Source organism: Micromonospora sp. PTRAS2, from assembly GCF_054052245.1.
Genome location: NZ_JBSWBU010000021.1, coordinates 40,399 through 52,713, shown reverse-complemented (window position 1 = coordinate 52,713; position 12,315 = coordinate 40,399). Strand labels below are relative to the sequence as shown.

Here is a 12,315-nt window from a genome sequence, read left to right as displayed (position 1 = left end):
ATATTCCCAGGAGAGGATGAGCACCCGCTGGTGCCGGGCCGGGTTGATGTCGATCACTTCGGCGTCAGGTGACATGCGGCCCCCTTGGAGTTGTCTCCGGCGCGCGGGCCGGCCGCACCCGCGGAAAACGGATGCCGCCGACCAGCCCTGGATCTCGGGCCCATCCTGCACCGGGCCGGATAACCAGCGGAGACGTCGCCGTTGCCGGGATGTAAAGCGCTACCGGCGGACCCGGAAGGGCCTACCGGCGCACCCGCCGGGCGCGCAGCACCTCCGCCACCGACCACGCCTGGAACGGGCAGCCCGTCGCCGCGTGCGGGGCCGCGCCGTCGGCCGTCTCACTGACCGATCCCAGCCCGTGCTCGGTCAGGTGGGCCTCCACGCCGACGAACAGGTCGTCCACCGGCAGCTTCGCCCGGCGGGCCGCGTCGACGTACGGCCCGAGCAGCCACGGCCACACCGTGCCCTGGTGGTAGCCGCCGTCGCGCTCGGCCGGCCCGCCCCGGTGCCGACCGGTGTAGCCGGGCTGGTCGGGGGCGAGGCTGCGCGGGCCCAGCGGGGTGAGCAGCCCGGCGGCGACGCGGCGCAGCGTCGGCTCGTCCGGCTCCAGCGGCGCGTACGGCAGCGACCAGGCCAGCAGCTGGTTGGGGCGCAGCAGGTCGTCGTCGTGGTACGGCGCGCCGCCCAGCGGGTACGCCGGCGCGGGCGCGTCCACCACGTCGTGCAGCCAGCCGACCGGGGACGGGAACCGCGCGGCGAACGACGCGGTGGCCCGGGCGTGCAGCCGCCACAGCTCGGCGGCGTCGCCGCCGGCGAGCTCCGTCAGCTCGGCCAGCCCCGCGAGCCCGTTGACCCACAGCGCGTTGATCTCCACCGGCTTGCCCGTGCGGGGCGTCACCGGCACCCCGTACACCCGGGCGTCCATCCAGGTCAGCGCCGTGCCCGGGGTGCCGCCCTGGGTGACCAGGCCGTCGGCCGGGTCGACGGCGATGCCGTACCGGGTGCCGGCCAGGTACGCGTCGACGATCCCGCGCAGCGCCGGCAGCAGCTCGTCGCCGAGGTCGGTGTCGCCGGTGACGGTGACGTGCCGGCTCACCGCGTGCAGGAACCACAGGGCGGCGTCGACCGTGTTGTATTCGACCCGCCCCGTGTCGGCCGTGTTGGCGAGCATCCCCTCCGACAGCGTCGCCGCGTACGCCCGCAGCAGCTCCCGGCCCTCGTCGGCCCGGTTGGCGCACAGGAACAGCCCCTCGTACGAGGTCATGGTGTCCCGCGACCACGCGCCGAACCACGGGTAGCCGGCGACGACGTCCGGGCCGGCGGCGGTGCGCACGACGAACGCGTCGGCGGCCAGCGCGAGGGTGGCCTCGACCGCGTCCGCCGGCTCGGCCCGCGCCACCACCTGCCGGTTGCGCCGCCGCGCCGCCGCGACGACCTCCTCCGCCGGGGGCGGCGTGGCGGCCAGGTCGCCCGCCCAGGCGAGCACCGACACCGTGTCGCCGGGGTGCTCCAGCGCGCCGGAGAACCGCCCGGCGTGCCAGACGTCGTCGTCCGGGTGCAGGCCCCGGGCCGCCTCCTCGCGGTGGTGCACCCCGAGCCACCACTGCCCCTCCGGGGTCCAGTCCGGCCCGGCGAGGCGGAACGCGCCCTCCACCACCGCGCCGCCGTCCACCGGCTCGACCCGGGGCGCGGGGCCGTCGGCGCGCCGCTCGCCGTGCGCGTCGCGCCAGGTGCAGGCCGCCGACAGGTCGAGCCGGACCGGGCCGCCGGACACGAGCCGGTGCACCACCGCCACGCACGAGCGCCCGTACGCCATGGCCAGCTCGCGCTCGATGACCACGTCGCCGATTCGCCACCGCCAGCGCGGCAACCCGTCGGTGAGGTCGAAGCGCTCCAACAGCTCGAAGCCGCGCGGGTCGACGTCGCCGGAGGACCACTCGTGCGCGCCGAGGCGCAGCCGCGCCCCGGAGGGGAGGACGACCGCCGGATCGAGGCTCACCAGTCCCACGTTCCGGGATGCCGGGGTGTGGCCGGCGACCACCAGCAACCCGTGGTAGCGGCGCGTGCGCAGCCCGCTCACGGTGCCCATGGCGTAGCCACCCAGGCCGTCCGGAACCAGCCACTCCCTGGTGGCCCCACCCGTCAGCTCCCCGCACACCTGCGAACCGAAACGAATGTCGATCAACTTTCCTCCAGCGGCGGCGAGGTGTAACACGCCACGACGAGAATGGCCGCTGTGGTGAAGTACCCCGGCGGCACCGAAGATAGGCACGTGATCACCGAGGTGCCTCCCTCCCATGCGCCCGCACCCGACGCCGAACGGCTCCGGCTCGCCCAGGCCGACTCCGGGGAGCAGGACTGGCGCGCATGGGGTCCCTATCTGTCCGAGCGGGCGTGGGGGACGGTACGGGAGGACTACAGCGAGCACGGCACGGCGTGGGACTACTTCCCCCACGACCACGCGCGGTCCAGAGCCTACCGCTGGAGCGAGGACGGCATGGCGGGCGTGTGCGACGACCGACAGACGTTCTGCTTCGCCCTCGCCCTGTGGAACGGCCGCGACCCGATCCTCAAGGAACGGATGTTCGGCCTCGGCGGCGACGGCGGCAACCACGGCGAGGACGCCAAGGAATACTGGTGGTACCTGGACTCCACGCCCACCCACTCGTGGATGCGCTGGCGCTACCACTATCCGCAGGCCGCCTTCCCGTACGACGAGCTGGTCGCCGTCAACGCGCTGCGCGGCCGCGACGACACCGAGTACGAGCTGGTCGACACGGGGATCTTCGACGACGACCGGTACTGGGCGGTCACCGTCGACTACGCCAAGGCGTCCCCGACGGACATGTGCATCGTGGTGACCGTCGCCAACCGGGGCGACACCGACGAGCGGCTGCACGTGCTGCCGTCGCTGTGGTTCCGCAACACGTGGGCGTGGGGCCTGCCCGGCGGCGACCGGGTGCCCCGGCTCGTCGGCTCCGCCGCCGGGGCCGGCGTCGGCGCCCGGCTCGTCGGCGAGCACTGGGTGCTCGGCCAGATCCTGCTGGAGGGCGACGGCGACCCGGTGCCGCTGCTCTGCGACAACGACACCAACGCCGAGCGGCTCTGGGGGCTGCCCGGCCGCTCGCCGTACCCGAAGGACGGCATCAACGACCACGTGGTGAACGGCGCGGCCACGGTCAACCCCGACCGGGAGGGCACCAAGGGGGCGCTGCACTACGTCCTCGACGTGCCGGCCGGCGGGCACCGGCAGATCCGGCTGCGGCTGACCCGCACCGCGCCGCCGCCCGGCGGGACGCCGCCGCCGGCCGCCGACCTGACCGCCGGCTTCGACGCGGTGGTGTGGGCGCGGCGGGCCGAGGCGAACCGGTTCTTCGACGGCGTCATCCCGGCCGCCGCCACCGCCGACGAGGCCCTCGTCGCCCGGCAGGCCATCGCCGGGCTGATGTGGGGCAAGCAGTTCTACCACTTCGACGTGAAGCGGTGGCTGGAGGGCGACCCCGGCTCCACGCCCCCCGCCGGCCGCCGGCACGGGCGCAACAGCCACTGGTGGCACATGACCAGCTTCGACGTGATCTCCATGCCCGACCCGTGGGAATATCCCTGGTACGCGGCCTGGGACCTGGCCTTCCACTGCGTCAGCATCGCCCGCGTCGACCCCGGGTTCGCCAAGTCCCAGGTGCTGCTCCTGCTCCGCGAGTGGTACCTGCACCCCAACGGGCAGATCCCGGCGTACGAGTGGGCGTTCGGCGACGTGAACCCGCCCGTGCACGCCTGGGCCGCGCTGAAGGTCTTCGAGATCGACGGCTCCCGCGACCACGAGTTCCTGGCCCGCGTCATGCACAAGCTGCTGCTCAACTTCACCTGGTGGGTCAACCGCAAGGACACCGGCGGCAACAACGTCTTCGAGGGCGGCTTCCTCGGGCTGGACAACGTCGGCCCGTTCGACCGCTCGGCGGCGCTGCCGGTGGCCGGCACGCTGGAGCAGTCCGACGGCACGGGCTGGATGGCCATGTACGCGCTCAACCTGCTCGACATCGCCGTCGTGCTCGCCGAACACGACCGCACCTGGGTCGACACGGCCACCAAGTTCTTCGAGCACTTCGCCTACATCGCCGCCGCCGCGTACGACCAGGGGCTCTGGGACGACGAGGACGCGTTCTTCTACGACGTGCTGCGGCTGGCCGACGGCAGCCAGGTGCCGCTGAAGGTCCGCTCGGTGGTGGGGCTGCTGCCGCTGGCGGCGACCACCCGGCTCTCCGCGCGTACGCTGCGCCGGCTGCCCGAGCTGGGGGCCCGGCTGCGCTGGTTCCTCACCCACCGCCCCGAGTACGCCGACGTGATCGGCGCCCGCCGCATCGGCCCGGACGGCCGCCAGCAGCGGCTGCTGACCATGGTCGGCCCGGAGAAGATCGTCCGGCTGCTGGCCCGGATGCTCGACACCGAGGAGTTCCTCTCCGAGTACGGCCTGCGCACGCTCAGCCGCGCCCACCTGGACAAGCCGTTCGCCGTCACCCTCGGCGGACAGGAGTTCAGCGTCGGCTACGAGCCGGCCGAGTCGACCAGCGGCCTGTTCGGCGGCAACTCCAACTGGCGCGGCCCGATCTGGATGCCGACGAACTTCCTGCTGATCAGCGCCCTGCGCGACTACGCGGCGTTCTTCGGCGACGACCTCCAGGTGGAATATCCGACCCGCTCGGGGGTGAAGCGGACCCTCGACGAGATCGCCGACGACCTCTCCACCCGGCTGATCTCGCTGTTCACCCGGGACGGCTGGGGGCGACGGCCCATCTACGGCGCCGCCCAGCTCTTCCAGACTCACCCCGACTGGCGGGATCTGATCAGCTTCCCGGAGTACTTCCACGGGGACAACGGCGCGGGCCTGGGCGCGTGGCACCAGACGGGCTGGACGGCCCTGGTCGCCGACCTCATCCTCACCCTGCGCCACCGCCGGGGGGCCGACCCGGCGTGAAACGACGTGCCCGCGCCGCGCCGCCGGCAGTACGGTGTCCCGGGCCAAGGGGAGGGGAGAGGCATGCGACAGGACACGCCGGGCCGGCGGGACGCGCAGGTGCTGGTCTTCGACGCCGACGACACGCTGTGGGAGAACAACGTCGTCTTCGAGCGGGTCATCGACGACTTCCTCGGCTGGCTGGACCATCCGACGCTGGACCGGGCGCAGATCCGCGCCATCCTCGACGACATCGAACGGGCCAACGCGGCCGTCCACGGCTACGGCAGCAAGGTCTTCCTGCGCAGCCTGGGCGAGTGCCTGGAGCGGCTGCGCCAGCGGCCCGCCTCCGCCGCGGAGCGCCGGGAGATCGACGCCCTGGCCGAGGCGCTGGTCAACCACCAGGTCGAGCTGATGCCCGGGGTGGCCGCGACGCTCGACGCGCTCGCCGAGCGGCACCGGCTGCTGCTGCTCACCAAGGGCGACCGGGAGGAGCAGCAGCGCAAGCTCGACGCGTCCGGGCTGCTGCACCACTTCCACGCCGCGCACATCGTGCGGGAGAAGAACGTCGACACCTACCGGTGGCTCGTCGGGGAGCACGGCTTCGACCCGGGGGCCGCCTGGATGATCGGCAACTCCCCGAAGTCGGACATCCTGCCGGCGCGGGCCGCCGGCATGTGGGCGGTGTTCATCCCCAACGAGAACACCTGGGTGCTGGAGGACGACGACCTCGACCCGACCGACCCGGGGGTGCTGCGGCTGGCCGCGTTCGGCGACCTGCTGCGGCACTTCTGAGGCTCCCGGCCGCCCGCCGGACGCACCCGCTCCCGAGGGGGAACAGCGCCCGCGCCGCTGCCCGTGTTACGCCCTCCTGCCGGATTTCGGCCTGGTCGGCAAACGCCGCCGTGGGCGGCCCGGACGGCTTGTTCCGCCCCGGCCGCGCTGCCTAACCTGACCCGGCGTTCGCGGCTCCTCGGGGTGAGTCGGGAACGCGCCGAAGTCCGGCGGTGGCGCACCGTGGAGCTGAGTGCAGGCGGGCCGCATCGCCGCCGGTGGGCCTGGCGTGGGCGGCGTGTCCCGCCCGCGCGCCCACCGGCGGCGATCCGCTGCCACACCGGACGGCTGGTGGGTCAGGACCGGGGAGTTGCGGACCCGGTCCTGACCGTGCCGGCGGGCGGCGGAGGTCAGGAGACCTCGCCGCGCACGATCGCCACGGCCACCCGGCAGAACTCGTCCATGTCCGGCTGGAAGCCGGCCGCGATGTCGGGGTGCAGCCCGGCCCGGGTCTCGTCCAGCAGCCGCTGGCAGACCTGCTCGACCGGCTCGCCCGCGTAGCTCGACCGCACCCGTCCCGTGGCCGCCTGCAGGGCCGAGGTCAGCTGATCCTCCAGCGGGCCCCGCAGCTTCTGCTGCACGGGGTCGAGCCCGCTCGGATCGAGCGTGACATGTGGCTCCGACATCGGCGCTCCCTTCGTCGGCGTCCGCGGTACCCCACCGCGGACGTCGGTCAAACCACGGCCGGCACAGCGGCCACCCGCACCCGGTAGGAGAACTCCTCCGCCGGTTCCTCCAGGTACGACAGCCGGCGGATCTGCCGGTCGTCGGTGTAGAGGGCGACGTCGGCGAGGACCCCGAGGTGGGTCAGGCCGATGGTGGCGACCCTCTTCTTGTCCTGCAGCACCGCGCAGATGCCGCCGAGCAGGGTGCTGGCGTCGGAGGTGCGGTGCCCCGGCGGACACCGCAGGGTCAACTCCACCTCCACCGGCCCGCCCAACGGGGTCCAGCCGGTGCGCTGGGCCGCCGAGCAGGCCGCCAGGAGCAGGGCCCGGACCCTCGTCGCCTGCCGGTGGCCGGCGGCGAAGATGGACAGGGCTTCGGTCTTCACCGGGGGCAGGCCGCTCACCTCGAACGTCAGGGCGAGAGCGCGGGTGTCCTGCACGACGGCACCTCCTCGTCGTCAACGATCCTGCCCAACCGGTGGACCGGCAGCGGGGGGTTCGCTCGATTACCCACCGTTCGGGCAGGCGGGGATGGGCCGGAGGCGTATCGACTTCGACGGCGACGCGCTGGCGGTTGAGTCCGGGGGAACTCCCGGCAAACGCTAGTCGAACGGGCCGACCCCCGGTAGCCTCCCCGCGCACGTGTCCGACGCGCCGGACGGGCCGGGCCACCCGGGTCACCCGGGCATCGGCCCGGGCGGGGGCGTCAGCGGCGGCCGCGCTTGATCTCGTGGAACGCCGGGAGCCGCAGCAGCGGCAGCAGCGCGTCCCACACGGTCAGCGCGTCGTCGGTGCCGGGGACCTCGGTGAGGATCGGCCCGTGCAGGCCGCGCTCCGCGCCGGGCACCATCAGCACCGGCGAGCCGATGTCCGGCCCCGCCGAGCCGTACGCCAGGGCGTGCGACCTGCGCACCGCGTCGTCCCACCGGTCGTCGTCGAGGGCCGGCGCGGCGGCGGCGAGCCCGGCCGCCGCGACGGCGTCGTCCACCAGCTTGTCCGACAGCGGGTTGCCCGCGTCGTGGGTCCGCCCGCCCAGCGCGGCGTAGAAGCGGCCGGCGTCGTCGTGGCGGCCCTCGGCGCGCAGCGCCTCCACCAGCCGCAGCGCCCGGCCGGAGGCGGCCATCGCCTCGGCGAACTGCGGCGGCACGTCGCCCCCGTTGAGGATGGCCAGGCTGAACGCCCGCCACTCGACGGCCAGGCCGCGGGCGTCGGCCACGGCCACCAGCCAGCGCGAGGTGCGCCAGGTCCACGGGCAGGCCGGGTCGAAGAAGAAGGTGGCGTCCATCGGCCGAGCGTACGGCGCACCGACCCGCCCCGCAGCGCACCGCGCCTCCGTCGCCCCGCCGCCCTGGTGCCGCCGCCCGGCCGGTCACCGGCGGGACGAACCGGACGAACGGCGATCGTGGGTCGCGCGCGTTGCCGCCAGGTTTCGCGGCTTCGCAGGTCGGGCAGTGTTGCCCGCACGAAACGCCCGGGGCGGGTCGGTGTCCGGTCCGCTCCCGACCGTCTCGCCGTGCGCCGGGGCACGGGTGACCTCCCCGGCTCTTCGCCGAAGAGAGGGGAGGGGCGATGACAGATCCGGCCCGACATCGGCGTCGACCCGCCGCCCGGGCGGCGGCCGCCGCCACCGCGCTCGCGCTGGTCGCGCCGCTGGCCGCGTGCGGCTCCGGCGGCGACGGCGGCACGCCCACCATCAACCTGTACTACCCGCCCGAGCAGAACCTGCAGAAGGTCGTCGACGACTGCAACGCCCAGGCGCAGGGGCGCTACCGCATCGCCTACCGGGTGCTGCCGCGCCAGGCCGACGACCAGCGGGTGCAGCTGGTCCGCCGGCTCGCCGCCGGGGACACCGGGATGGACGTGCTCGGTCTCGACGTCACCTGGACGCAGGAGTTCGCCAGCGCGGACTGGATCCGCGAGTGGACCGGGCAGGACCGGGCCGAGGTGGAGGAGGGCACCCTCGCCGGGCCGCTGGACACCGCCCGCTACCAGGACAAGCTGTACGGGGCGCCGAAGAACACCAACGTCCAGCTCCTGTGGTACCGCACCGACCTGGTGCCGGACGCCCCGAAGACCTGGGACGACATGATCAAGCAGGCCCAGGACCTGAAGGCGCAGGGCAAGCCGTACCAGGTGCTCACCATGGGCGCCCAGTACGAGGGCCTCGTCGTCCTCTACAACACCCTCGCCGAGAGCGCGGGTGGCAAGATCCTCAGCGACGACGGCAAGCAGGCGGTCATGGACGCCGGCACCGTCACCGCGCTCGACCAGCTCCGGCGCTTCGCCACGTCCGGCGTGACGTCGCCGTCGTTCAGCAACGCCACCGAGGACCCGGTCCGGCTGAAGTTCCAGTCCGGCAAGGGCGCGTTCCAGGTCAACTGGCCCTTCGTCTACCCGGCGCTGCAGGAGGCCGACCCGGAGCTGGCGAAGAAGGTCAAGTGGGCGCGCATCCCGGGGATCGACGCCGACACCCCCAGCAAGGTCACCATCGGCGGCGTCAACCTGGCCGTCAGCGCGTACTCGACGCACCCGGCGGAGTCCTTCGAGGCCGCCAGGTGTCTGCGCAACGCCGAGAACCAGAAGTTCTCCGCCGTCAACGACGGCGTGCCGCCCACCATCGAGCGGGTCTACGACGACCCGGAGATGGCCGAGGCGTACCCGATGAAGGAGACCATCCTGGAGGAGCTGAAGGAGCCGGCGACGCGCCCGCTGACCCCGGCCTACCAGAGCATCTCCACGGTGATGTCGGCGATCCTGTCGCCGCCGTCGGCGATCCGCCCCGAGCAGACCGCCGACGAGCTGCGCGACGCCCTCGCCGACGCCCTCGAATCAAAGGGGGTGCTGCCGTGAGCGGAAAGCTGAGCGAGAACAAGAAGGCCGAACGGAAGCTCGGCTGGCTGCTCTGCGCCCCCGCCGCGCTGGTCATGGTGCTGGTCACCGCCTACCCGATCGGCTACTCGATCTGGCTGTCGTTGCAGCGCTACGACCTGCGCTTTCCCGACGAGCGGAAGTTCATCGGGCTGGAGAACTACGCGACCGTGCTGACCAACGAGTTCTGGTGGACGGCGTTCGGCGTCACCATGCTGATCACCGTCGTCACCGTCGCCGTCGAGCTGGTCCTCGGCATGGGGCTGGCGCTGATCATGCACCGGACGCTGGTCGGCCGGGGCATCGTGCGCACCGCCGCGCTCATCCCGTACGGGATCGTCACGGTCGTCGCCGCGTTCTCCTGGCGGTACGCGTGGACGCCGGGCACCGGCTACCTGGCCAACCTGTTCGGCGACGGCGCGCCGCTGACCGAGCGGGCCAGCTCCCTGGCGATCATCATGCTCGCGGAGATCTGGAAGACCACCCCGTTCATGGCGCTGCTGCTGATGGCCGGCCTCGCCCTGGTGCCGGAGGACCTGCTCAAGGCCGCGTCCACCGACGGGGCGACCGCGTGGCAGCGGTTCACCAAGGTCATGCTGCCGGTGATGAAGCCGGCGATCCTGGTCGCCCTGCTGTTCCGCACGCTCGACGCGTTCCGGGTCTTCGACAACATCTACGTGCTCACCGCCGGCGGCAACGAGACCTCCTCGGTGTCGATGCTGGCCTACAACAACCTGATCCGGGGCCTCAACCTCGGCATCGGGTCCACGATGTCCGTGCTGATCTTCCTCACCGTGGCGGTCATCGCGTTCGTCTTCGTGAAGCTGTTCGGCACCGCTGCCCCCGGCAGCGACGACGGGGAGAGGCGCTGACATGGCCGACACCACCACGCGGGCGAAGCTGCGCTGGGGCCTGCTGGACGTCATCGTCGTCGTCTTCGCGCTGGTCCCGGTGCTCTGGATCGCCTCGCTGTCGTTCAAGACCCCGGCCACCCTCACCGACGGCAGGTTCTGGCCCCGGGAGTGGACGCTGGACAACTACCGGTCGATCTTCGACACCGACCAGTTCGTCCGCGCGCTGGTCAACTCGATCGGCATCGCCCTGATCGCCACGCTGGTCGCCGTGGTGCTCGGCGCCATGGCCGCGTACGCGATCTCCCGGCTGGACTTCCCCGGCAAGAAGCTGCTCGTCGGCGTCTCCCTGCTGATCGCGATGTTCCCGCAGGTGTCGCTGGTGTCGCCGCTGTTCGAGATCGAGCGGCAGCTCGGGCTCTTCGACACCTGGCCGGGGCTGATCCTGCCGTACATCACCTTCGCCCTGCCGCTGGCGATCTACACGCTGTCGGCGTTCTTCAAGCAGATCCCCTGGGACCTGGAGAAGGCGGCGAAGATGGACGGCGCGACCCAGGGCCAGGCGTTCCGGCGGGTCATCGCCCCGCTGGCCGCACCGGGGCTGTTCACCACGGCGATCCTGGTCTTCATCTTCTGCTGGAACGACTTCCTGTTCGCCATCACGCTCACCTCCACCGAGCGGGCCCGCACGGTGCCGGTGGCGCTGTCGTTCTTCACCGGCGAGTCGCAGTTCGAGGACCCCACCGGGGCCATCTGCGCCGCCGCCGTGGTGATCACCGTACCGATCATCGCGTTCGTGCTCTTCTTCCAGCGCCGCATCGTCTCCGGCCTGACCTCCGGCGCAGTCAAGGGATAGGTGGTGTAGTGATGGCTGACATCGTGCTGGACAAGGTGAGCAAGTCGTTCCCCGACGGGACCGTGGCGGTGCAGGACGTCGATCTGGAGATCGCCGACGGCGAGTTCGTCATCCTGGTCGGCCCCTCCGGCTGCGGGAAGTCCACCACCCTCAACATGATCGCCGGGCTGGAGGACATCAGCTCCGGTGAGCTGCGCATCGGCGGCCAGCGGGTCAACGACAAGGCCCCCCGGGACCGGGACATCGCGATGGTGTTCCAGTCGTACGCGCTCTACCCGAACATGACCGTCCGGGAGAACATGGCGTTCCCGCTGAAGCTCGCCAAGCTCGACAAGGAGACGATCGACGCCAAGGTCGACGAGGCGGCCAAGGTGCTGGAGCTGACCCCGCTGCTGGACCGCAAGCCGGCCAACCTCTCCGGCGGCCAGCGGCAGCGGGTGGCGATGGGCCGGGCGATCGTCCGCCAGCCCAAGGCGTTCCTGATGGACGAGCCGCTGTCCAACCTCGACGCGAAGCTGCGGGTGCAGATGCGCACGGTCGTGTCCCGGTTGCAGAAGCAGCTCGGCACCACCACCGTCTACGTCACCCACGACCAGACCGAGGCGATGACCCTCGGCGACCGGGTGGTGATCATGCGGGGCGGCGCGATCCAGCAGGTCGGCCCGCCGCAGGAGCTCTACGACCACCCGCGCAACCTCTTCGTCGCCGGCTTCATCGGCTCCCCGTCGATGAACTTCCTGCACGCCGCCGTCGACGACGGGAAGCTGCGCACCGCCGTCGGCGACGTGCCGATCGGCGACCGGATCCGCCGCGAGCTGGAGGCCGGCGACGCCCCGCGCGAGCTGATCCTCGGCATCCGCCCCGAGCACTTCGAGGACGCCGAGCTGGTCGACGACGACACCCGCCGCCGGGGCGCCGAGTTCACCGCGCCGGTCGACATCGTCGAGTCGATGGGCTCCGACAAGTACGTCTACTTCACGCTGGAGGGGGAGCGGGCCAGCGCCGCCGAGCTGGAGGAGCTGGCCGCCGACGCCGGGGCGGACTTCAGCGGCGGCGGGGCCAGCCTGGTCACCCGGCTGTCGGCCGAGTCGACCGTACGCGAGGGCGAGGACCGCCGGGTCTGGTTCAACCTGGAGAAGATCCACCTGTTCGACCCGTCCACGGGCCGGAACCTGACCCTGCACGAGGGGCGGTCGTCCGGGGCGCTGGCCGACTGACCGATTCGGGCTCGCGGGGCCGGTGGCGACTCGCCGCCGGCCCCAGGTGCGGGGCGATCGTTGGCTGGTTGCG

Annotated in this window: 10 protein-coding genes; 6 read left to right on the top strand and 4 right to left on the bottom strand. The window is 72.5% G+C overall.

Features of this window, described 5'->3' with window-relative positions:
- Nucleotides 1–241: 241 nt before the first annotated feature.
- The gene (locus ACVMYR_RS31765; RefSeq protein WP_457123555.1) at nucleotides 242–2,185 is read right to left on the bottom strand and encodes an amylo-alpha-1,6-glucosidase; all 1,944 of its coding nucleotides are present in this window, start codon (nucleotides 2,183–2,185) and stop codon (nucleotides 242–244) included.
- 42 nt (nucleotides 2,186–2,227) lie between these two features.
- Here ACVMYR_RS31765 and ACVMYR_RS31760 point away from each other — a divergent pair, with 42 nt between their 5' ends.
- Together ACVMYR_RS31760 and ACVMYR_RS31755 are read left to right on the top strand one after the other, a co-directional pair.
- Nucleotides 2,228–4,972: an MGH1-like glycoside hydrolase domain-containing protein gene (locus ACVMYR_RS31760; protein WP_457123554.1), complete on the top strand. Its 2,745-nt coding sequence runs from the start codon at nucleotides 2,228–2,230 to the stop codon at nucleotides 4,970–4,972.
- 63 nt (nucleotides 4,973–5,035) lie between these two features.
- The gene (locus ACVMYR_RS31755; RefSeq protein ID WP_043967696.1) at nucleotides 5,036–5,746 is read left to right on the top strand and encodes an HAD family hydrolase; all 711 of its coding nucleotides are present in this window, start codon (nucleotides 5,036–5,038) and stop codon (nucleotides 5,744–5,746) included.
- A gap of 389 nt (nucleotides 5,747–6,135) precedes the next feature.
- Here the strand turns inward: ACVMYR_RS31755 and ACVMYR_RS31750 are convergent, their stop codons facing one another.
- From ACVMYR_RS31750 to ACVMYR_RS31740, 3 genes are all read right to left on the bottom strand, one after another.
- On the bottom strand, nucleotides 6,136–6,411 hold the full coding sequence (locus ACVMYR_RS31750) for a hypothetical protein (protein WP_043967697.1): 276 nt from the start codon (nucleotides 6,409–6,411) through the stop codon (nucleotides 6,136–6,138).
- Nucleotides 6,412–6,458: 47 nt separating this feature from the next.
- Complete coding sequence (locus tag ACVMYR_RS31745) at nucleotides 6,459–6,890, bottom strand: RusA family crossover junction endodeoxyribonuclease (protein ID WP_043967698.1); 432 nt, start codon at nucleotides 6,888–6,890, stop codon at nucleotides 6,459–6,461.
- Between the two features lie 266 nt (nucleotides 6,891–7,156).
- The gene (locus tag ACVMYR_RS31740; RefSeq protein WP_457123553.1) at nucleotides 7,157–7,735 is read right to left on the bottom strand and encodes a DsbA family protein; all 579 of its coding nucleotides are present in this window, start codon (nucleotides 7,733–7,735) and stop codon (nucleotides 7,157–7,159) included.
- A 284-nt stretch (nucleotides 7,736–8,019) separates the two neighbouring features.
- Between ACVMYR_RS31740 and ACVMYR_RS31735 the strand changes: the two genes are divergently transcribed.
- The 4 genes from ACVMYR_RS31735 to ACVMYR_RS31720 are packed head-to-tail and all read left to right on the top strand — an operon-like array spanning nucleotide 8,020 to nucleotide 12,242.
- Nucleotides 8,020–9,300 carry an ABC transporter substrate-binding protein gene (locus ACVMYR_RS31735; protein WP_457123552.1) on the top strand — a complete coding sequence of 427 codons (1,281 nt, stop codon included), beginning with the start codon at nucleotides 8,020–8,022 and terminating at the stop codon, nucleotides 9,298–9,300.
- A complete protein-coding gene (locus ACVMYR_RS31730) occupies nucleotides 9,297–10,190 on the top strand; it encodes a carbohydrate ABC transporter permease (RefSeq protein ID WP_256091897.1) in 894 nt (297 codons plus the stop codon). The genes ACVMYR_RS31735 and ACVMYR_RS31730 overlap by 4 nt, the downstream gene beginning before the upstream one ends.
- Before the next feature lies 1 nt (nucleotide 10,191).
- Nucleotides 10,192–11,025 carry a carbohydrate ABC transporter permease gene (locus tag ACVMYR_RS31725; protein ID WP_043967705.1) on the top strand — a complete coding sequence of 278 codons (834 nt, stop codon included), beginning with the start codon at nucleotides 10,192–10,194 and terminating at the stop codon, nucleotides 11,023–11,025.
- A gap of 11 nt (nucleotides 11,026–11,036) precedes the next feature.
- Complete coding sequence (locus tag ACVMYR_RS31720) at nucleotides 11,037–12,242, top strand: ABC transporter ATP-binding protein (protein WP_457123551.1); 1,206 nt, start codon at nucleotides 11,037–11,039, stop codon at nucleotides 12,240–12,242.
- The last annotated feature ends 73 nt before the right edge of the window (nucleotides 12,243–12,315 follow it).